This window comes from Sphingomonas sp. 179-A 2A2 NHS, from assembly GCF_045371305.1.
Classification (GTDB): domain Bacteria; phylum Pseudomonadota; class Alphaproteobacteria; order Sphingomonadales; family Sphingomonadaceae; genus Sphingomonas.
In genome coordinates, this window is record NZ_JBIQDE010000003.1 from 98,876 (window position 1) to 120,553 (window position 21,678).

The 21,678-nt window shown below is 65.9% G+C and carries 19 protein-coding genes; 5 read left to right on the plus strand and 14 right to left on the minus strand.

The features are described from left to right. Positions 1-388: 388 nt before the first annotated feature. Complete coding sequence (locus ACH0AE_RS06830; RefSeq protein ID WP_294443063.1) at positions 389-838, minus strand: TonB family protein; 450 nt, start codon at positions 836-838, stop codon at positions 389-391. A gap of 147 nt (positions 839-985) precedes the next feature. Here ACH0AE_RS06830 and argJ point away from each other — a divergent pair, with 147 nt between their 5' ends. Both argJ and ACH0AE_RS06840 read left to right on the plus strand, forming a co-directional pair. Further along, the gene (argJ, locus tag ACH0AE_RS06835) at positions 986-2,212 is read left to right on the plus strand and encodes a bifunctional glutamate N-acetyltransferase/amino-acid acetyltransferase ArgJ (RefSeq protein WP_294443062.1); all 1,227 of its coding nucleotides are present in this window, start codon (positions 986-988) and stop codon (positions 2,210-2,212) included. A 1-nt stretch (position 2,213) separates the two neighbouring features. Further along, on the plus strand, positions 2,214-2,822 hold the full coding sequence (locus ACH0AE_RS06840) for a glutathione S-transferase family protein (protein WP_294443061.1): 609 nt from the start codon (positions 2,214-2,216) through the stop codon (positions 2,820-2,822). 33 nt (positions 2,823-2,855) lie between these two features. Here the strand turns inward: ACH0AE_RS06840 and trxA are convergent, their stop codons facing one another. The 13 genes from trxA to ACH0AE_RS06905 form a co-directional block, all read right to left on the minus strand. Further along, positions 2,856-3,179: a thioredoxin TrxA gene (gene trxA, locus ACH0AE_RS06845; RefSeq protein WP_294443060.1), complete on the minus strand. Its 324-nt coding sequence runs from the start codon at positions 3,177-3,179 to the stop codon at positions 2,856-2,858. A gap of 48 nt (positions 3,180-3,227) precedes the next feature. Next, entirely contained in the window at positions 3,228-6,662 is a 3,435-nt protein-coding gene (addA, locus tag ACH0AE_RS06850; protein ID WP_294443059.1) for a double-strand break repair helicase AddA, read from the minus strand. A gap of 24 nt (positions 6,663-6,686) precedes the next feature. Continuing rightward, positions 6,687-9,620, minus strand: a complete 2,934-nt coding sequence (gene addB, locus ACH0AE_RS06855) for a double-strand break repair protein AddB (protein ID WP_294443058.1) — start codon at positions 9,618-9,620, stop codon at positions 6,687-6,689. Then, on the minus strand, positions 9,613-10,365 hold the full coding sequence (locus ACH0AE_RS06860; protein ID WP_294443057.1) for a nucleotidyltransferase family protein: 753 nt from the start codon (positions 10,363-10,365) through the stop codon (positions 9,613-9,615). The genes addB and ACH0AE_RS06860 overlap by 8 nt, the downstream gene beginning before the upstream one ends. Continuing rightward, on the minus strand, positions 10,362-11,333 hold the full coding sequence (locus ACH0AE_RS06865) for an aminoglycoside phosphotransferase family protein (RefSeq protein WP_406875676.1): 972 nt from the start codon (positions 11,331-11,333) through the stop codon (positions 10,362-10,364). The genes ACH0AE_RS06860 and ACH0AE_RS06865 overlap by 4 nt, the downstream gene beginning before the upstream one ends. Then, complete coding sequence (tsaE, locus tag ACH0AE_RS06870) at positions 11,330-11,773, minus strand: tRNA (adenosine(37)-N6)-threonylcarbamoyltransferase complex ATPase subunit type 1 TsaE (RefSeq protein ID WP_294443055.1); 444 nt, start codon at positions 11,771-11,773, stop codon at positions 11,330-11,332. The genes ACH0AE_RS06865 and tsaE overlap by 4 nt, the downstream gene beginning before the upstream one ends. 8 nt (positions 11,774-11,781) lie before the next feature. After that, entirely contained in the window at positions 11,782-14,121 is a 2,340-nt protein-coding gene (locus ACH0AE_RS06875) for a PAS domain-containing sensor histidine kinase (protein ID WP_294443054.1), read from the minus strand. Positions 14,122-14,190: 69 nt separating this feature from the next. Continuing rightward, positions 14,191-15,159 carry an endolytic transglycosylase MltG gene (mltG, locus tag ACH0AE_RS06880; protein ID WP_294443053.1) on the minus strand — a complete coding sequence of 323 codons (969 nt, stop codon included), beginning with the start codon at positions 15,157-15,159 and terminating at the stop codon, positions 14,191-14,193. A gap of 82 nt (positions 15,160-15,241) precedes the next feature. Continuing rightward, positions 15,242-16,501, minus strand: coding sequence for a beta-ketoacyl-ACP synthase II (fabF, locus tag ACH0AE_RS06885; protein ID WP_294443052.1), 1,260 nt, complete (start codon positions 16,499-16,501; stop codon positions 15,242-15,244). 142 nt (positions 16,502-16,643) lie between these two features. Continuing rightward, a complete protein-coding gene (locus tag ACH0AE_RS06890; protein WP_294443051.1) occupies positions 16,644-16,880 on the minus strand; it encodes an acyl carrier protein in 237 nt (78 codons plus the stop codon). A 101-nt stretch (positions 16,881-16,981) separates the two neighbouring features. Continuing rightward, entirely contained in the window at positions 16,982-17,722 is a 741-nt protein-coding gene (gene fabG, locus ACH0AE_RS06895) for a 3-oxoacyl-[acyl-carrier-protein] reductase (protein ID WP_294443050.1), read from the minus strand. Between the two features lie 152 nt (positions 17,723-17,874). After that, positions 17,875-18,810, minus strand: coding sequence for an ACP S-malonyltransferase (gene fabD, locus ACH0AE_RS06900; RefSeq protein WP_294443049.1), 936 nt, complete (start codon positions 18,808-18,810; stop codon positions 17,875-17,877). Between the two features lie 64 nt (positions 18,811-18,874). After that, entirely contained in the window at positions 18,875-20,359 is a 1,485-nt protein-coding gene (locus ACH0AE_RS06905; RefSeq protein WP_294443048.1) for a glycosyltransferase family 39 protein, read from the minus strand. Positions 20,360-20,555: 196 nt separating this feature from the next. Between ACH0AE_RS06905 and ACH0AE_RS06910 the strand changes: the two genes are divergently transcribed. From ACH0AE_RS06910 to rpsR, 3 genes are all read left to right on the plus strand, one after another. After that, positions 20,556-20,927 (plus strand): RcnB family protein, encoded by a 372-nt coding sequence (locus ACH0AE_RS06910; RefSeq protein WP_294444684.1) that lies wholly within the window; start codon positions 20,556-20,558, stop codon positions 20,925-20,927. A 155-nt stretch (positions 20,928-21,082) separates the two neighbouring features. Next, positions 21,083-21,451 carry a 30S ribosomal protein S6 gene (rpsF, locus tag ACH0AE_RS06915; protein ID WP_294444683.1) on the plus strand — a complete coding sequence of 123 codons (369 nt, stop codon included), beginning with the start codon at positions 21,083-21,085 and terminating at the stop codon, positions 21,449-21,451. Further along, positions 21,451-21,675, plus strand: a complete 225-nt coding sequence (gene rpsR / locus ACH0AE_RS06920) for a 30S ribosomal protein S18 (RefSeq protein WP_007403456.1) — start codon at positions 21,451-21,453, stop codon at positions 21,673-21,675. Before rpsF ends, rpsR begins: the two co-directional genes overlap by 1 nt. Positions 21,676-21,678 lie beyond the last annotated feature (3 nt).

The window sequence follows — 21,678 nt, forward strand, 5'->3', positions numbered from 1 at the left end:
CCCTACGGGCGCGCGGAAGATGGTGGCGTGAAGGTCCGACGGTCGCGTCGGCGCAGACGCCTATTCCCGCCGCCGAGTGGCGAACAAGGGCTCGGCGGCGGCCAGGACGAAAGCTTGCGCATCTCCGGCTCGTGCGGTCCGGACCAGGCTCGGCAGCGCGGCTTGCGGTCGCTGGCTCAGTATAAGCGGCGCGCGTGCTTCCGCCGCGCAAGCAACAGATCCCTCAGCAACCGCCTGCGCCCGATCCTGGGACCGCACGCTCGCACCGACGCCGGACAGCGCCGAAAGCAGGGCGGAAAGGAGGAGCAAGAGATTCATTACGGCCCGGACATAGGGAGGCACGCCGGTGCGGCCAACCCAAAAGCGTCGCCAGGCGGGATCGACACCGTCACTTCGGCAACCGCCAAACGATCCGCCGCGTATTCTCCCGCTTCTCGGGAAGCGCGTCGAGATCCCAGCAACCGCGCGCCATCAACGCACGGCAGCCAGCCTGGTCCAGCGAATCATGTCCGCTCGATTGCGTTACGCGGCACGATTCAACGCGCCCGTTATCGCCCACGATCCAGCTGATCGTGGTTGTACCTTCATGTTCCTGAACGATTGCTTCAAAGGGATAATCATCGGCGGTGATCCACTGTGCAGCGGGAGAACATGCGCCGGCGCTCGCTGATTGATCGATCGCTGGCGCCGGCTCCGAGCGGCTTGGAGACCCGGTAGCGGCCGACCATTCAGCAGTTATCCGCTCCGCAAGGCTCACCGGAAGAATGATGATTGCCAAACCTAGCACAGCGCAAAGTGCGACGATGAAATAACCCTGCCGGTCCGACTGCGGGGTCATAGCGGATCAGGGCCGCAGAGCCGCGGCAACACAATCACCCAAACGACAGATGAAGCGCCCCTTCGCCGGGCAAACGTGCCGGCCGCCCGTCGATCGGTCAATCACGCTGTTCGTGACTTTTTTCGCGCGCGGCATCATGGCGGGACCATGTCACATGCCACGTCCCCTCTCGCCCTGCCCTTTCCGGAACTACCTGCCATCGCAGGTGCTACGCCGCGTGTCGCACGAGCGCGATACAAGACATGGGATCGTTGCGACCTCACGTTCGTGACGCTTGATCCCGGCACCGCCGTGGCCGGCGTCCTGACGCAGTCGAAATGCCCTTCACCCGAGGTGGAATGGTGCCGCAAGGCGCTGGTGCTTGGCGAGGCCCGGGCTCTGGTAGTGAACGCCGGCAACTCCAATGCTTTCACTGGCAACCGCGGCCGCGCGGCGGTCGAAGCGATCGCGGCCCGTGCAGCCGCGCACCTGAATTGCCAGCCTTCCGATGTGTTCATCGCCTCAACTGGCGTGATCGGGGTGCCGCTGCCGATCGAAAAAGCAGAGGCAGGCCTCGACTCGGCGTTCACCGCTGAACCCTCCGACTGGCGCCAAGTCGCCGAGGCAATCGGCACCACCGACACGTATCCAAAAGGCGCCGTCGCCAGCGCCATCATCGCCGGCCGTAAGGTGACACTGGTTGGCGTCATCAAGGGCTCCGGCATGATTGCGCCCGACATGGCGACCATGCTCGGTTTCATCTTCACCGATGCCGCGATCGCGGCCCCCTATCTCCAGGCCGCGCTCTCGGCAGCGAACGAACGCACCTTTTCGTGCATCACGGTCGACGGGGATACCTCGACCAGCGACACCGTGCTGGCCTTCGCGACCGGCGCGGCCGGCAATCCACAGCTGACGGATGACGAGGATCCGGGTGCTGACGCCTTTCGCGCAGCACTCAACGATCTGTGCCATCAACTCGCCCAGCTTGTCGTCCGAGACGGGGAAGGCGCTTCGAAGCTTATCGAAATCACCGTTGAGGGCGCTGAAAGTGACCGCTCGGCGCATCGGATCGCCATGTCGATCGCCAACTCGCCCTTGGTCAAAACCGCCATTGCCGGCGAGGACGCCAATTGGGGCCGCGTCGTGATGGCCGTCGGTAAAGCGGGCGAGCCGGCGGAGCGTGACCGGCTTTCGATCCGCTTCGGCGCGACCCAAGTGGCCCGCGATGGCCTCGCGGTCGAAGGCTACGACGAGGCGCCCGTCGCCGCTCATCTGAAGGGTCAGGAGGTGGAGATCGGCGTCGATCTGGGCTTGGGCGAGGGGCGCGCGACGGTGTGGACCTGTGACCTGACGCACGGGTACATCTCGATCAACGCAGACTACCGCAGCTGAGATGCTGACGATCTGGGGGCGCCTCAACTCGCACAATGTGAAGAAGGTCGCGTGGTTCGCGGCTGAACTCGGCATTCCACACATCCGCCACGATGTGGGCGGCGCCTTCGGTATGGACGAGGCCTATCTCGCCTTGAACCCGAACGGGCTTATCCCGACGATCGAAGATGATGGCTTCGTCCTGTGGGAGTCGAATGCGATCCTGCGTTATCTCGCCGCACGACATGGCGGCGAACGCTGGTGGCCCACCGACCCTGCTACCCGCGCCAAAACCGACCGATGGATGGACTGGCAAATCGACTATGCGGAGGCGCAGCGAGACACTTTCGTGAATCTGATACGCCGCACGCTGGATCAGCGTGATGCCGCTGCCATAACCCGCGCCGAAGAGCGTTGTGCGGCAAAGATGACGATCCTCGATCGACATCTGGCGCGCGAGCCATGGCTGTCCGGCGAACGCTTCGGCGTCGGCGATATACCCATGGGCGTTTACGCCCACACGTGGTTCACGCTCGAAATGTCGCGACCGGACCTGCCAAATGTGCAGGCATGGTACCAGCGGCTGAAATCGCGACCCGGGTTTGACCGGGTCACGATTCCACTGACCTAATTGGTCAGGCCGCCGTTTCCTGGAACACGATAATCAGGCCAGCTCGCCCTCTAGCCAAGCCTTGATACGATTCTTCGGTTCCGCACCAACCTTGGTAGCCGCCGGATTGCCGCCCTTGAACAGGATCATCGTCGGAATGCCGCGCACACCATAGCGGCCCGGCGCATCGGGATTCTCGTCGATATTGATCTTGGCGATCGTCACCTGCTCGCCAAGCTCTTCGGAAATCTCTTCCAGGCTCGGCCCGATCATCTTGCACGGGCCGCACCACTCCGCCCAGAAATCGACCAGCACCGGCTTGTCGGACTGGATGACGTCGGTGTGGAAGCTGTCGTCCGTGATCTTCTTGGTGGCCATCGTTTGAAACTCCTTCGTCCGCCAATCTAGGTGCGGGCACTGCGCGGCTCAACGGCCATCCGGCAAGCTTTGCTCCATCGTCGCGAAGCGCGGCTTTTGCGTCGCCAGTATCTCCGTCGGGATCGGCACCAACGTCGGCCCGGCGGTGTAGAGGAGGGCCGCCTCGACTGGCCGATCCGGGAATATCACCTCAAGCGCCGCCACATATGCCCCCATCTGTCGCAGGTGATAAGACGGCACGTCGGCAAGGCTCGTCGCCGGCTGGCGGCTCGTCTTGAAATCGACGATCTGTACCCGCTCATCCGTCACCAGCAGCCGATCCACCGTGCCCGCAACCACTTGGCCGCCAGCAACGATCGCGCTGATTGGTGCTTCGCCGAGTGAACCGGCACCGAACAATGCCGCAAATCGCGGATTTGAGAGGATGCCGCAGACTGTGTCGATCAGCGCGGATCGCTCCTCGCTGTCATGCACCTGGCCGACCGTGGCGAGCCACCGGTCAGCCGCTGCTGCGCGCTGGTCCGGCGCGACAGCTGGCAAGCGTTCGAACAGACTGTGGATCAATCGACCGCGTTCAGCGGCGGCGCGCATCGCGGGCGTCGGCGGAGGATCAGCCACCAGATCCTCGCCCATCGAGGATGGGGCGAGCGGCCGTGGCGGCCGTGCTTCGGGCGGTGCTTGCTTGCGAGCCCAATCAGGCAGCGTCCCTCTGCCGTCCACGAACGTAGGCCGTACCGGCGCCGCGGCGACAGCTTGAGGCGCCGGATCACCGCAAAACACGCGCTTGCCCTCATCTGCGACACCTAGTGCGTCCATCGCTCGCGCCGCGGCTCCATGCCAGCTCGCCTCGGGGACCCCGTTGCGATACCGCGGCCCGAGCGAGCCTGCGATGACCAGCCTCTCCTCGGCGCGCGTCGCGGCTACATAAAACAGCCGCCAATGCTCCTGCTTCTCGCGCGCGGTGACAGCCGCAACTACCTGTTCGATCGGGCCGGCGCGTTCGGCCGCGCGCGGTGCAAATACCGGGATCGGCTCGGTAAGCTCCTCCGGCGTCCACATCAGCGTACTGCTTCGCGTCGCGTCCGGATCGCTCGTCGCGTCCGCCAGGATCACCACCGGCGCCTGCAGGCCCTTGGCGCCATGGGCGGTCATCACGCGGACAGCCTGATGTGCTCCCTCCGGCTCACGTTTCACTTCCACGTCGCCGCGATCGAACCAGTCGAGGAAACGCTGGAGCGATGGGGTCGCCGTGGTTTCGAAGTCGAGCGCCGCGCTCAGCAGTTCCTCGATCGGATCGCGCGCTTCCTCGCCAAGCCGCGCCAGCAGCTTGCGTCGACCGTCGAGCGTGCCAGACAACAACTCTTCCAGGAACCGGTATGGCGTCGTGAAATCCGCCCGTGCCAGCATCGCATCGAGTGGCACCAGCAGATCGCGATGCGCGTCCGACAGATGCCGCCACAGGCTGCCCTTACGCGGCACTCCCCGCGCCAGAAGCTCTTCCTGCGTCCAGCCGATCAGCGGCGAGACGAGCAGGTTCGCAAGGCTCAAGTCGTCGTCCGGCTGCAGCACGAATCGGATCGCCGCGAGCATATCCTGCACCGCCAGCGGCGCATTCAGCCGCAAGCGGTCGATGCCGGCGACCGGCACGCCCTCGGCATAGAGCCGGGCAACCAGCAGCTGCGCGATCTCGCCGCGCCGCTTCACCAGGATCATGATGTCCTCTGGCCGGATCGGGCGTCCCTTGCTCTCCAGCATGACGCCATCGTCGAGCCATTGCTTCACTTGCTTGGCGATCCGCCCGGCATTGCGACGCACCGCGTCGTCCAGCCACTCCTCCGGTCCGTCGTCTTCTGCCTCGCCCGAGACAATCGGCGGCCACAGCTCGACGAAGCCCGGACCGGGAACTTCGCTGGCATGTGCCGGCGTCTCGCCCTCGAGCCCCAGCGCGTCGGGGCGCAATGCCTCGATCGCCGCATCCACAAACTGCAAGACAGGCCGCGTGGATCGAAACGAGGACACCAGCGACAGTTGCTCGAAAGGCAGTCCGCGCTCATCGTCGGGCATTCGCTCGTCGCCGCGCACTTCTTCGGCCTTCCGGGCGAAGAACTGTTCCGCAGCCCGGAAATTGACCGGGTCGGTCCCCTGGAAACCAAAAATTGCCTGCTTGTGATCACCGACCGTGAACAGCGTTCGCACTGAGGGCGCGTAAACGCCGCGACCGACGAAATATTCGTCCACCAGTGCACGAACGATCCGCCACTGGGCGACGTTGGTATCCTGCGCCTCGTCGATCAGCACATGCTCGGTCGTCTGATCGAGCTTGAAACGGACCCACTCACCGATCCCCGGGGTCTCGAGCAGATTTACCGTCGCAGCGATCAGATCATCGAAGTCGACCACCCCGCCGCGCCGCTTCGCCTCATGATAGGCGCGGGCATATTCCCGCCCTACAGTCAGCCCCTCGGCCAGCAGATCAGCATATGCCGCCCGCTCGCGCAGGCTAAGCAGTTCCGCGCAATGGTCGCCCAGCGCCGCCGCGATCTCCTCATAATCGGGATCTGCTGCGACCAGTTTCGCGGATGCCTTGCGCGCTTCGCCCTTGCCGGTGTGAAACACGCTCCTGAGCCCGGACAGGCCAGCCACCTGCTCTTCTATTCCCATCGCGAGCCAGCTGGTGATCGCGTCGGCGTGTTTGCTCCCTGTCGCCGTTCCCCAGCTGCGGTTTGCCGCCACGATTCGCTCGAGCATCGCGCAGTCGATCGATTGGCAACCCTCTGCGATCACCGCCTCGATGTCGCCGGGTGGCAGCCCCAGCGCGCGACGCAGCCACGGTTGGATGCCGCTCGGCAAGGCATCCAGTGCACGCCCCGCACGGGCACAGTCATTGAGGAAGCGCTCCGCGCCCTGTTCGCCCAGCCGCACGCTGAGCCGCCCGATCGCGTTCGTTGGTCCGTCGCGCCCTTCGCGTTCAGCCGACACCAGCATGTCCGCGAGGGTGCTGCGCGCCAGCACCGCTTCCTCGCGCGCTTCGATCGGGCGAAATCCCGGGATCAGGTCCGCCTCGGCAGGGAAAGCGGCCAGGAGCCCTTGGCAGAAGCCGTGGATCGTCTGGATACGGAGGCCGCCGCCCGGAGCATCCAGAACCTTCGCGAACAGCGTGCGCGCGCGATCCTGCTGCACCGGATCGGCGGGCTCACCGAGCGCCTGGAGGTCAGCAAACAGCGCCGATGGCTTCATTCGCACCCAGGCCGCAAGCCGCTGGCTCACGCGCGCGGCCATCTCTGCAGCGCCGGCCTTGGTGAAGGTCAGGCAGAGGATCGCTGCTGGATCCACGCCGCGCAACAGCAGGCGAAAGACGCGCGCCGACAGAACCTGCGTCTTGCCAGTCCCCGCCGACGCGGAAAGCCACACGTGCGCGTCCGGCGCGCTGGCGCGCCGCTGTTCGCCGCGCAGCGGGGGTAGCGGCCGAAGTGTGCTCGTCATGCGCGAGCCTCCCTCACGGTCACCTCAGCTCTCACGGCCATACCATTCGTCTCGGCGCATCAGCTGGTCGTACTCCGCATAGGGCGCGAATTCCGGGTGCAGCTTGGCAGTGAATCCCTCGTTCCCCGTCAGCCATTTGGCTGCCGCCTCGGCGAACACCCGCCGCGCTTCGTTCACGAAGTCGGCAGTCGGAATACGGTCGTTCTTCCCCGCTGGATCGACCGGTGTGGAGATGCTGCCGAACGCCTCGCGGTATTTCGCCAGCGACCAATATTCGAACGCGCCGGCAGTACCGGAAATGCCGGCGAAGCCCCCCGCCTCGGCAATCGCACCCAGAAGCCCCAGCTGCATCGCAAACCCGGCCCGAACGGCGGCCGCTGACGGCGCCTTTCCCGTCTTGTAATCGATGATCCCCAGTGTGCCATCCGGCATACGGTCGATCCGATCAAACCGGCCGCTGAGCGTGACGCCGGCAATCTCCGCCGCCCCTTTCCCTTCTGCGGCCAGCACCTCGCGCCCTTCTGCGACTTCGGCGGCCATGCGCTCGGCGATCCACTCCACCGCGGCAAGCAGCCTTGGCTGCCACAACGCACGCAGCAACGGATGCGTGGTCGGATCGCGGAGCATCGCCAACGCGCGCGGTTGAAGCTTTTCCACCGCACAGCGATCCTGCCGCGCCCATTCCTCAAGGATGCGGTGCACCTCGGTGCCGCGCCACGCGGCGCTCGGGTCCGCATCCACAGGATCAAGCGCACGCAGCCGCAGGATCTGCTGTGCATAAAAAGCAAACGGGTCCGCCTTCAGACGATCGACTTGTGTGACCGAGATTTCGCGTGGCCGCAGCGCGGCCGATGGCTTGGGCGCGGGCTTGCGCGCCGGCAGCGGCGTTCCGCCATCGTCGAGCAAGCGGACCCACTGGATCAGCTCATCGTCACGCGCCCGGTCGAACTCATCGCCCGCCATCGCCGCCAGACGCAGCCAAAGTCGCGAGGGGATCGCCGGTGATCGGGCATCACGGCGCGAGCGGGTTATGAGCACCTCCGGCGCGCCGAGCCCCTGGCCGAAATCATGGGCGGCGACGCCGATCGCGCGCTCCAACCCCGGCAGACCAAGCGCGCTGCGGATCCGCGGCGCCAGCCATGGGTCCGGCGCCGGGCTCGCCGGCCATGTCCCTTCGTTCAGGCCGCCCAGGATCATCAAGTCCGCCGATTGCAGCCGGGCTTCGATCAGGCCGTAGATCGCCAGGCGAGGATGGCCGCCCTGCGGCGGCCGCACCGCCACCTCGTCCATCAACAGACGAAGCATCGGCGCCAAATCCTTCGGCGCAACGTTCTCCGGACCAGCCGGTGCCTCCGCTTCCAGGTCACTCAGCAGGTCCGCAGCGGCGCGTCCAGCCGGCCCGCGCCACGCATCCTCACCGGCCAGTGCGCCGGCAGCCTCGCGCAGCGCCGCCACCAGGTCACGCAGCGGCCTATTGGGATCGCCAAAAACAGCTGCCAGCGGATCGAGCAGATCGCGCATCTGGCGCCACCAGCTTCCCGCCTTCTCGCCCAGCTTCTCTTCGATGCCATCGAGCCCCGGGGCCGGTCGCGGCCCGCGCAATTCACGGTCCAGACGGCGCACTGCTTCCAGCCAGCGCGCCCGCTCGTCGCCAGCGCGCACCAACGGGTGCTTCAACAGCGTAAGCAGCGGAAGTGGTGCAAACCCTTCAGTAGTCGCTTCAACGATCGCGGTCAGGAGGGTTCCGGGCGGCGTGATCGACAGCGGCCGTCCGGCCGTATCGTCCACCTCAATGCCCCAGCGGGCGCAATGCGCAGACACTCGACGCGCAAGCGCTCGATCAGGGGTGACGAGCGCGGCGGTTCGATCCGGAACCTCCAGCGCCTGCCGGAAGGCGAGAGCAATCGCCTGCGCTTCCTCTGCCGGCGTCGCCAACTCTGCGACGCGAACGCCAGCGAGTTGTCGCTGCTGCGGGCGCAGCTCGGTCCAGCGCGCAGTGAATTGGGCGGGGGCAAGCGCCGTCGCGATCGCACGCCCACGCGCGGCCGAAGCATCGTGATCGCTGCCATCAGGCCAGGAGCGCACATCATCGCGCGTGGCCCTCATGCGGATCAACAGCTGCTTCAAGTGGAACTGCGGATGCACCTCAATTGAACGGGGAACTCGCCCCGTAACCGGATCGGCCGGATGCGGCCCTAGCGCGTCCCATTCCTCGTCCGGCATCGCGCGATCAACGCCTGCAAGAACCACCAGGCCACGTGGCAGCGCAGCGACGCGCGCGAGCATCGCTGCTACGGATGGCGCTGCGTCGGTGATGCCAGCGGCGCAGACGAAGCCCGCTGGCGGTGAGTGCGCCCAGCGGTCGGCCACGCGTCGCAGCAGGATCGCCCGCCGCGCCGCCGAATCGATCAGACCTAGCCGCGCCAGCTCGCCCGGCCAGCGTGCGTTCACCGCGCTGAACAACGCCAGTGCTGCGCGCCAATGCTCGGTCAGTTCGCCAAGGTCGAGCTCGGACAGCCGCGCCGGGTCGACATCCTCGACGATCAACTGATCGAGCGTCCGCGCGAGTTCCCCGGCCAGGCGGACCGCCTCGGCAGCCTCCAGCGAAGGCTTCGCCTCCTGCACCAGCCGCGCCAGGATCATGCGCCGGGCAAGCGGCGCTATCGCAGGCGGCGGCGGATCGGACGCATCCACCGGATCAAGCGCGGCCCCGATCGCCTCGCCCAGGTCGTCCGCGCCGATCGCGACCAGTCGTGGCAGCACCAGCGCCCCGCCGCGCGCCCGAACAAAGGCGTTGGTCACGGCAAGCTTCGCGCGGTTGTTCGGCAGCAGCACGAGCCCCCGCGCAAGTCCCAGCGGCCCGTCGCCAAACCGGCGGATCAGCCCGGCGACGAGCGCGTCGGCGAACGCGCGGTGCGCCGGGATGGTGTAGAGCCGCGGACCGCGCGGCTCAGACATGGCTGCGGAGTGCCTCCGCGCGCTTCACCGCCGCCGGCGTTCCCACGTCTACCCACAAGCCTTCGTGCACCACGCCATAAGCTCGGCCGGCCGCAATCGCGCGCTCCCAGAACACCATGGTCGAGAACGGCCCCTCGGGCGCATCCACCAGGATCTTGGGGTTGAGGATCTGGACGCCGATATAGACGAACGGCGCCACGCGCCCCGGCTTGCGACGGCTGGTGATCCGGCCGTCTGCGTCGAGATGAAAATCCCCCTGCCCGCCGTGGCAATGCGCGCGTGCCAACGGCAGCAGCAGCAGCAGCGCGTCCATCTTCTCCGGGTCCCAACGCGCCGCCAGCAGCGACAGCGCGTCCACCGGGCCGTCCAGCCAGTAATTGTCGCTGTTAACGACGAAGATCGGTTCGTCGCCAAGCAGCGGCTTGGCCTTCATCAGCCCACCGCCGGTCTCCAGCAATTCGCCCCGCTCGTCCGACACGGCGATGTCGATCCCGTGGATCGAGCCGAGATGGCCCTCCAGCGTATCGGCCAGATAATGAACGTTGACGACCGCGCGCTTCACGCCGGCCGCACGCAGATGATCGAATGTATGATCGAGCAGCGATTTGCCCGCCACAGGTATCAACGGCTTCGGCCGCGTCGCGGTGAGCGGGCGCATCCGCTTCCCCAGCCCGGCTGCCATCACCATCGCAGTGGTCGGCATCTTACCCGGCAATGCCGGGCGGATCGAACGCGGCGCGCTCATCGTTCGGCCAGCACCAGCGGGTCACCGCGGAGTTCCGGCGGGATGTTCGCGTCGAACCATGCCGCAACCGGGCCGAGCACAGGGAAGCTCAAGTCACGCTCCAAATAGGCCCAGACACGCGGGCAAAGGGCTGGATAACGCGGCTTGCCGTCGCGCTGCCACAGCCGGGTAAAGATGCCGATGATCTTGGCGTTCCGCTGCGCGCCAAGCACATGATAGGCGTTCATGAACGCTTCTCCATCACCGGTTGCAGCGCGGTACCGCGTAATCATCGCGTCCTCGATTGAGGGATCGACGTCACGCCGTGCATCCTGAAGCAGCGATACGAGATCATAGGCTGCGTGACCGGCGAGCGCATCCTGGAAATCGAGCAAGCCAAGCGAGCGCTGCTGGCCCACCAGCATTAGATTTTCGGCATGATAGTCACGCAACACGGTGACGGCGCGATCATACTCCGCGTGGCCGAGCACCTTGTCCCACGCGGCGGTATAGCCGGCTACATCCACCTCAAGCCCGATGGCCGGGCAATACCATTCTACCAGCAGTGCCGCCTCACGCTGCAACTCCGCGCGGTCATAGGGTCGCCAATCGCCCGCTGGATGCGCGCGCAAAGCGACCAACACATCGACAGCCTCGGCGTAGAGACTCACGGCTGCGTCAGGATCTTCGTCGATCGCCTCGCGCATCCGCGAATCGCCGAAATCCTCGATCAGCACCAATCCTTGGCGCTCGTCATAGGCGTTGATCTTGGGTGCCGCGAAACCACGGTCGGTCAGCCAGCGCGCGACTGCGAGGAACGGCCGCGGATCTTCGTGCGGCGGCGGCGCGTCCATCAGGATCGCGCTGCGTCCCGCATCGACAACACGGAAGTAACGACGGAAGGAAGCGTCCCCGGCAAGCGGAAGGATTTCAGCTTCGCCCCATCCGCACGCCCTCAGAAAATCACGCGCGCCGGCGGGCGGAGTCATGTCAACGGCCATCGCCGCTCCCATGCCGCCGGCGCGTCCCAAGTCAAGCGCCGCGCGCCATCCGGTTCGATCGCCAGCGTCAGTCGAAGTGCGTCAGGCCAGGCTTCCGACCCCGCACGGTCCGGCCACTCCACCAGCAGCGCCGAGTCATACAATGCCTCGTCCAGGCCCAGTTCTTCCAGTTCATCCGCGTCATCGATCCGGTAGAGATCTACATGAACGACCGGCAGGGCCACCTCCGGCGGCGCGTAGGGCTGAACGATGGCGAAGCTCGGGCTTGGCGCCTCGCCGATCAGCCCCAATGCCGCCAACAAGCCGCGCGCAATGCTGGTCTTGCCGGCACCAAGCGGCCCCTCAAGGGTGATGACGTCGCCCGCGCGCAGCACGGCAGCGAGCTTCGCGCCCACTGCCTCGGTTTGCGCAAGATCCGCAAGCCGCATGCTCCCCTTCATCGCCGCGGCAGCTCAACGGTTATCAACGAACCGACCCCAAGCTCGCTCACAAGCGAGATCGTCCCGCCGTGCGCCTCCACGAACTGGCGGGCAAGCGGCAGGCCAAGGTCAATCGGTCGATCGCCGCGCCCGGTGGGTGATGCCTGCGCAAACCGATCGAAGGCGCGCGCGGCGGCCTCCTCGTCCATCCCGGCGCCGTCATCTGACACGACGATGCGGGCGCGCTCTTCGTCTCCCTCGGCATGAAGCAGGACCCTGCCGCCCTCGTCGGTGGCGCTCAGCGCATGCCGCATCAGATGCTTCACCACCTCGCCAAGACGTTTCGCATCACCGATCACTCGCCCGACGCTCGGCGATACCTCCACTACCATCTCGATCGCCCGCTCGCCCGCCAGCGGCTTCATCTGGTCGGCTGCGGTGCGAGCAACATCCGCAAGATCAATGTCATCGCGCTGCATCGGCGCTTCCGATTCGCTCTGCGTCAGATCCAGAACGTCGTCGATCAGCACGCCCAGCCGGCTCACCGAATCGAGGATTGCGGCAACATAGGAATCCGCCTGCTTGGTCAGCTTGCCGGCGTAGCCAGCCTGCAGCATCTCCGCGAAGCCGCTGATCGAAGTAAGCGGCGTGCGCAGTTCGTAGCTCATGTTGGCGACGAATGCGGTCTTCACCTTGTCCGCCGCTTCCAGTGCTTCGGCGCGATCACGCAGCGCCTGCTCCGCGCGGCGGCTGTCGGTGATGTCCAGCATCGTGAACAGCGCATTTCCGTCCGGCAGCGGCACCGCGGCGAACTCGAAATGCCGCCCATCGGCCAGTGCCACGCGACCGCCCCGCTGCTGACGATCCGTCGTGGCTGAGCGGACCAGATCGGTCATCAGCTTCGCGCGTTCCGGCTTGCGCAGCTTGAGGGCAATCTTCTCCGCCACGACGTCGACGCGGGGGTGGGCGCTCAGCAGCTCCTCCTCCAGCTCCCACAAGGCGCGAAAGCGGTTGTTCCACAGCTGCAGACGGCCATCCGCGGCGAACACACCCAGCGCCTCGAACAAATTGTCGAAGGTCGCTGTGCGGACGCGAAGCAACGTGTCGCGCGCGGAGGCGAGTTGCACCTGCTCCGTACGATCCTCGAAAATCAGCAGCAGGCCGCCGTCGGGCAGCAGCTGGGGCACCACGCGGATGTGGACGCCGCCCGGCAAATGCCATGTCTCCTCGGTCGACAAGTCGGTGCGCACGAACCATTCGCGTCGCTCCTCCTTCCAGCCGGGGAAATCGCGAACTTCGGGCAGGCGGTTCGCCTCGCGCATTCTCTCCAGCACGCGGTCAAACTCGGGCTGGTCTGACAGCCATTCGCTGCGCATCGCGAACATGCGGCGGAACGGCTGGTTGCAGAACACCAGCGCACGATCACTGCCGAACTGCGCGACCCCTGCGGAAAGCCGGTCGAGCATCGCGCGCTGCGCCTCGGCGAAGCGTTGCTCGCGCGCCTGCGCTTCCTCCAGCTCCTCGACGTCGATCGCAAAGCCCGCAACGCCGCCCCCGATCAGCGGCACGTCGTGCAACTGCATCGCCCGCCGTGCGCCGCCGATCGTCGCCGGGAGCACGCGCATCTCCGGCCGCCCCGAATCGCGCGCCGCCGTTGCCCCGGCAAGCGGACCGCCCTGTCCGGAGCCTTCGATCAGTTCCAGCCCGCGCGCCACCACGTCGGCGGCGTCGCTGCCTTCAACCGCGCGAACGTAGGCGGTGTTCACCATCGCCAGGCGCAGGTCAGGTCCGCGATACCACATGGGCAATGGCGCGGCTTCGATCAGGCCGGTCAGCGCATCGAACGCCGCCCGAACGCGCTCTTCCTCGGCGGCGAGCCGCTCGACCTGAGCCTGCGCTTCGCTTGCGTCATGGACCCATAGAATCAGGTCGCCGCTGCTCTTCCCCCCTGCCGCTCGCTCGCCTCGCAAGGTCAGGATCCGCTTGGCGTCCCGGGGCCGCACCTGCCGCTTGAACGGCCGCCCGGACCGCTGCGATGTCGCGATATCGGCAATCAGGCCACGCGCGTCGGCCGGCTCAAGCCCGCCCGTCACACCGGTAAAACCGTCCACCTCAGTGATCGGTTGTGCGTAGCCCAACAGGTCCGCGACCCTGGGCGGCATCTCGACCCGGCCGTTGCCGCGCACCCGCACCGCCTGCATCGGTGCCGCGGCGAGCAGCGCCTCGAGTTCGCGGCGCGCAATGCTTTCGCGTCCTGCCACGGCCTGCGCGCGCAGACCGTGGTACAAGGCCGCTCCGGCTGCTGCGATCAGCAACAGCAACACCGCCCCGACAGCGATCAGCACAGGCGTGGTCAAAGGAGCGGCGATCCAGTCATCGTCATTTCGGGTTCTACGCTGCCCCGGCCGGCGATGAACAGCCCCCGATCACATCTCGCCGCGCGCGCGCCGGATGGCGTACCATTTGCGCACGTTGGCATTGTGCTGGTCCAGTGTATCCGCGAACACGTGCCCGCCTGTTCCATCAGCGACGAAATAGAGCGCCGAGCTGGTTTCAGGATTAAGCACGGCGTCGATCGAGGCACGGCCGGGGTTCGCGATCGGCCCAACTGGAAGGCCGGCGCTGGCATAGGTGTTATAGCCGTTCTTCGCTTGAAGCTCGGAACGAAGGATGCGCCGTCCCAGCGGTCTTCCCTTGGTGATCGGGTAGATGACGGTCGGATCCGCCTGCAGCGGCATGCCCCGCTTCAGCCGGTTGGTGTAGACCGCGGCGACCATCCGCCGCTCCGATGGCTTGCCGGTTTCCTTCTCGACGATCGAGGCAAGGATCACCGCCTCCCGTGGCGTCGCCACAGCGATGCCGGGCTTCCGTTTCTTCCACGCGGCGGCGAGATAGTCGTTCATCGCCCTCTGCATCCGCGCCACCACCGCGGCCCGGGTATCGCCAAGCTGATAGGCATAGCTGTCCGGCAGCACTGATCCCTCCGCGGGAACCGGCACCTCCCCGGTAAGCCCTTCGGCGCCCATCAGCGCCTCGTGCACCAGGATCGAAGGATAACCTTCCGGCACCGGCACGAGCCGCTGGCGAACCTTGCCCGCTTCCAACAGGCCCAGAATGTCAGACGCACTGGCTCCCGCCGGAATCGCATACTCACCGGCCTTGATCGGCTTGCCCGTGCCGAACACACGAGCATAGCCGCGGAAGCGCCACGCCGATCGGATCGCACCCTGCTTTTCAAGCTCGGCGGCTGCGCGCGCGAGGCTTGCGCCTTCGGGCACCACCACTGCCAGCGGCTTGCTTGCGGGCCCGGCGCCAGACCAGTCGCGCGCGACCCAGAATATGCTGGCGATCAGCGCCAACCCGATGAACAGTCCGAAACAACCGGCCTTGCGCATTCCCGTACCTTGGCAAGGGCCGGGATCCAGGTTCGGGCCGGCCGCTACTGGACCCCGGCGTAATGCCGGCGCCGGATAAAGATCAGATCGCCTTCATCACCAGCGATGCATTCGTGCCGCCAAACCCGAAGCTGTTGTTCAGCACAGCGCGCACCTGCCGCTTCTTGGCGACATGAGGCACCAGGTCGACGCCGATGCAATTCTCGCTCGGATTGTCGAGGTTGAGCGTCGGCGGCACGATCTGGTCACGCAGCGCCAGGATGCAGAAGATGCTCTCCACCGCGCCCGCGCCGCCGAGCAAATGGCCGATCGCGGACTTTGTCGAGGACATCGAAAGATCCCCGATCGCATCACCGAACAGCCGCCGCACCGCGCCAAGCTCCAGCTCGTCGCCAAGCGGCGTCGAAGTGCCGTGAGCGTTGATGTAGTCGATGTCGGTCAGCGCCAGCCCGGACTTGCGCAGTGCCATCTCCATCGACCGATAGGCGCCCGAGCCCTCGGGATGCGGCGCCGTCACGTGATAAGCGTCCCCCGAGAGACCATAGCCGATGACTTCGGCGTAGATCTTCGCGCCGCGGGCCTTGGCGCGCTCATATTCCTCGAGCACCACGACGCCCGCGCCTTCGCCCATGACAAAGCCGTCACGATCCTTGTCGTACGGGCGGCTCGCCTTTTCCGGCGCATCATTGAAGTTGGTGCTGAGTGCGCGGGCCTGGGCGAAGCCGGCGATGCCGAGCGGGCAGATCGCGCCCTCGGCGCCGCCGGCGAGCATCACGTCCGCATCGTCCATCGCGATCATGCGCGCCGCATCACCGATCGAATGAGCACCGGTCGAGCAGGCAGTTACCACCGCGTGGTTCGGGCCCATCAGGCCGTATTTGATGCTGACCTGCCCGGAGATCAGGTTGATCAGGCGCCCGTGCACGAAGTGCGGACTGACACGTCCCGGGCCCTTCTGGTGGAGGACAATCGACTCGCTCTCGATGCCCGGAAGGCCGCCAATGCCGGCGCCGATCGAGCAGCCCGCGCGGAACCGCTCTTCCTCGCTCATGTCGGTCAGGCCCGCGTCCTCGAGCGCCTGGCCGGCAGCGTCGATGCCATAGACGATAAACGGATCCACCTGGCGCTGGATCTTGTGGTCCACGCGCTTGCCGGGATCGAAGCCATATTCATGGTCGGCCGGCTTCACCTCGCAGGCGATACGGCATTTCTGATCGGAGGCGTCGAACCGCGTGATCGGCCCGGCGCCCGACTTGGCAGCGATGATATTGGCCCAGGCAGTCTCAACGTCGGCGCCCAGCGGGGTGACGAGGCCAAGACCGGTAACGACGACGCGGCGCATTGCGCTACTCCATGAACATCTAGGAAAAACAAGCAATCACCGAAACGAAACGGCTCCCCGCCCTCTAGCCCGGGACGGGGAGCCGTTCAAATCCGGTCCGGAGCGCCACTCACGGCTGTCGCCGTCGAACGCTCCCGGTCAATCAGCCCTTGTGCTCGTCGATGTACGTGATCGCGTCGCGCACGGTGCTGATCTTCTCTGCGGCATCGTCAGGGATCTCGACGCCGAATTCCTCTTCGAACGCCATCACCAGCTCGACGATGTCGAGGCTGTCCGCGCCCAGATCGTCGATGAAGCTGGCATCTTCGGTCACCTTGTCGGCTTCGACGCCGAGATGCTCGACGACGATCTTCTTCACGCGGTCGGCGGTCTCGCTCATAATCATTCCCTCTTTCGATCGGGGGGTTGGTATTTCCTGAACGCAGGTAGAACGCGGTTCGGTTCGTGACAACCCCGGTGTGTTGTCCCGCTGACGCAGGCTTAGACCATTGCCATGCCGCCGTTTACGTGCAGCGTCTGGCCCGTAACATAGCCCGCTTCCCGCGATGCGAGATACGCTACCGCAGCCGCGATGTCTTCGCCAGTGCCAAGATCGCCGGCCGGGATCTTCGTCAGAAGCGCTGCCTTCTGCGCCTCCGGCAACACGTCCGTCATGGCGGACCGGATGAAGCCAGGTGCCACGCAATTGACGGTGATATTGCGGCTCGCCAGTTCCTGGGCCAGCGCCTTGGACATGCCGACCAGGCCAGCCTTGGACGCGGCGTAATTCGCCTGGCCGGGGTTGCCGGTCTGCCCCACGACGGACGTGATCGAGACGACGCGGCCGAACCGCTGCTTCATCATCGGCTTGGCAGCGGCACGGATCAGCCGGAACGCCGCTTCCAGGTTGACGCGGATCACGTCGGACCATTCATCGTCCTTCATCCGCATCGCCAGGTTGTCGCGCGTGATGCCGGCATTGTTGACCAGGATATCCAGCCGCCCGCCCAACGCGTTGACAGCGGCCGGCACCAGCGCATCGACCGATGCCGAATCCGAGAGATTTGCCGGCACCGCCACGTGTTCGCCGCCCAGTTCATCGCGGAAAGCTGCCAGCTTCGCCTCGTTCGATCCCGATACGGCGATGCGTGCGCCCTGCGCGGCAAGCCCCTTCGCGATGGCGGAGCCGATCCCGCCGGAAGCGCCGGTCACCAGCGCCGTCATGCCTGTGAGGTCGAACATTCTAAATCTCCGTGGATCGTAAGCGTCTGAGGCGACTGTGGCTTGTTGGTCGCCTATAGCGGGCGAGAAGCCAAGCGCGCACGTGTTACCGATGCTTGGGCGCGCGTTCAGATGGAAAGCGAGACCGCCGACGGCGCCCGCTCATCACTGAATTACAGCGCCTTCAACAATGCCTCGATATCTTCCATCGAGATCACGCTGATCGCTTCCGCGTCAGGAGAGATCCGCTTCACCATCGGCCCCAGAACCTTGCCGCCGAACTCGACATAATGGGTGACGCCCGCCTCGGTCATCGCCAGTACCGATTCGCGCCAGCGCACCATCCCGGTCACCTGCTCCACCAGCAGCCGGCGGATGGTCGCCGGGTCGCTCGCCGGCGCCGCTATCACGTTGGCGTAGACCGGCACCAGCGGCGCATCGATCCGCGCGTCTTCCAGAGCCTTTGCCATCGCGTCGGCCGCAGGCTGCATCAGCGGGCAGTGGAATGGCGCGGACACCGGCAGCTTGATGCCGCGCTTGGCACCATGGTCCTTGGCAATGGCGATCGCACGGTCGATCGCGGCCGCGGCACCCGAGATCACCACTTGCGTCGGATCATTGTCGTTGGCGACGGTGCACACCTCGCCCTCGGCAGCGGCGGCGGCGATCGCTTCGGCCTTGGCGAGATCGGCGCCAAGCAGCGCTGCCATCGCGCCTTCCCCTACCGGCACCGCCGCTTGCATCGCCTGGCCACGCAGCTTCAACAGCCGCGCCGTCGTCGACAGGTCGATCGCGCCCGCCGCACACAAGGCACTATATTCGCCCAGGCTGTGCCCAGCGACGAAGTCGGCCTTGTCCGCCAGCCGGACCCCGCCTTCCTTTTCCAGCACACGGAGGGTCGCGACCGCATTGGCCATGATCGCAGGCTGCGCGTTCTCCGTCAGCGTCAGTTCCTCGGAGGGCCCCTCCGCCATCAAACGAAACAGGTTCTGGCCCAGGGCGTCATCGACCTCCTGAAACACCTCGCGCGCCACGGGGCTTGCGGCAGCAAGCGCCTGCCCCATGCCGACGGCCTGGCTCCCCTGCCCCGGAAAGATGAACGCACGCATCGGTGTCTCCCAAATCGAAGAGGCGCGCGGTAATTGGCCAAGGGCCGACCGGTCAAGCTGCCGCTCAGCGCGGCGGTGTGCGGACCAGCACCATTGCCGGGCTCGGGCTGAACATCCGCCGTTCAATCGGTGACGGCACGAGCGGCTCGAGCCCCGCGCCGCGAAGGATGCCGCCCAGCCGAGTCGGCGGCGAAGGATAGCGCGCAATAATCTCGCCGGCTGGCGCTGCGTCTGCCGGCGCAAGGACGAGCGCACTTCCACGTGCAGGCAGCGGCGCGATGTTGCTCCGTCCGGCAAGCGCCATCGGCAGTTCGGCGCGCCTCACGTCGCTCGCTTCGGCTCGGATGACCTCCGCGGGATGCGCCTCCGCAGCCAGCACAAGCGCCTCCATCGACCAATGCGGATGGGCATTGCCCACGCTCATCAGCAACAGATTGGTGCCGACCGTCACCGCCAGCAGCGCCGTGCGCACCCGCCAGTCCAGCCGACCCAGCCACACCGCCAGCACAATCACTGCGGTAAGCGCGGCCAGCATGAAGTAACGCGGGTTCAGCACCAGTTTCGTGTACAGCACCGAAACGAGCAAGAAGCTCGCCGCAGCCATGCTGGCCAGCAGGATCATCGGCGTTCGGCGTTCGACGGGGACCATCCGCCAGGCCCCTGCAGCCACCGCAAAGCCCGCAAGCCAGAACAGTAAGCCGAAGTCATCGTTGATCAGCAACACCAGCAGTGGGTCGATCGGCGCCCACAACAGGAAGTTGCCTTCGCGATTGGCAGCCCGGTCGATATGCTCGTCGTGATTGAACGCGATAGTGTAGCGGCGAAGTGGATCGCCGGTCAGCACATATTGGAACAAGGCTTCGCCAAGCAGCACCGCCGCCGCGCCAATTCCGCACGCGATCAACACGCGCCTCGGCACCGGCCGCCCAATCATGAACAGCGGTCCGACCGCCGCCAACGCCAGTACACTCGTCTCGCGGCAGAGGATCGCAACGCCAAACAGCGCTCCGCCTGCTCCGGCGCGGATCCACCCCGCGCGATCGTCGGTCGCACGGCCGACGACGAGAGCGCCCGCCACCAGTGCCGCCGCCTCGGTCAAATCAACGCTCACCGTCGTCGCGTGGCTCACCACCACCGGAAGCGTCGCCGTGATCAGAGCAGCGATCCACCCCGATCGCGCGCCGGCGATGCTGGCCGCAAACCAGCCGATCACTGCGACGAGCACGACATAGAACAGCACTGCCGTTACGCCGAAGGCGACGTAATTCTGTCCCACGACCGCCAGAACCCCGGCAAACGTCAGCGTCAGCGGAAAGCGAGTCGACCAATGGTCGCTTCCCGCGAACGGCGGGTCGATCAACCATCGCACCGCGCCGGCGTGATAAAGCGAATCATCAGATGCCATGAAGCCGACCCAACCCAGGTACAGCGCGGCGATCATCACGGACCCGACGATCGCCAGCCACCCGGCCTCGGGCAGCCTCGTCCCCGCAGCGCGCACGCTGCCGGTCCTCGTCGGTGACAGGCTGGTCTGGTCGATCGTCGTCATCGTGCCCGCAAATAAAGGTCAGGCGTGTAGAAACTATTGCCTTTGCTGAACCAACGTTCAGCCTTCCCGCCTCCTTGCGACAATTCGCGACGAAATGACGGCTTCTGCGGCACGCCGCGGATACATCCAGCGCCCAGATAGGTTTCCGACGCCGCGGTTAAGGCGCCGCTAGTACAGAGTGAAAAGGAGACGTCAGATGTTCAAGAAGCTGATCAAGGCGACTGTCGCAGCCTCGCTGGTTGCCACCCCGATGATCGCCGCGAACGCGCAGGCGCAGACGCGGCATCAGGAGCGGCAGATCACGACGGTGAAGCATCGCCCGAACGGCACGGTAGTCCAGAAGACCACGGTTGTCCGCAATCAGCCCAATTATCGCTCGTGGCGGAAGGGTGATCGTTTCGAGCGGCGCTACGCCCGCAACTACCGCGTCGTTGACTATCGCCAGTATCGCGGCAAGCGGCTCTACGCCCCGGCGCGCGGTCAGCAGTGGGTCCGTTCGGGATGGGATGCCGTCCTGCTGGGATCGAACGGCCGGGTGCTGACGGTGGTGCCGAACGCGTTCCGGTAAGCAACGGCAGCGAGACTTGATTTTCACGCGGCTCTCGTTACAGGAGCCGACAGCACGGGCGGGGAGCGACGCTTCCCGCCCTTCGCTGTTTGGGACGACAGCCGGAGGGGCATGGCATGGGGCCATGTCAGCGATCGGCCAACGAAGGAAAGCACATGGCTCTCTACGAGCACGTGTTCCTTGCGCGCCAGGACTTGGCACAGGCGCAAGTGGACGCGATGGCAGAAGCCGTCGCAAAGATTGTTACCGATCATGACGGCAAGGTCGTGAAGACCGAGACCTGGGGCCTGCGCTCCATGGCCTATCGCATCGCGAAGAACCGCAAGGCGCATTACGTGATGCTCGAGATCGACGCACCGGGCGATACGGTCGCGGAAATCGAGCGCCAGCATTCGATCAGCGAAGACGTGATCCGCTACATGACCGTCAAGGTTGACGCGCATGAGCAGGGCCCGTCGGTGATGATGCGCAAGCAGGAGCGGGACCGCGAGCGCGGCCGCCGTCGTGAAGAGGAGAACGCATAATGGCTCGCCCCTTCTTCCGTCGTCGCAAGAGCTGCCCCTTCTCGGCGAAGGACGCTCCCCGGATCGACTATAAGGACGTGCGTCTGCTGCAGGGCTTCGTGTCCGAGCGTGGCAAGATCGTCCCGTCGCGCATCACTTCGGTGAGCGCCAAGAAGCAGCGCGAGCTCGCCCAGGCGATCAAGCGCGCCCGTCACCTGGGCCTGCTGCCCTACGTCGTTAAGTAAGGA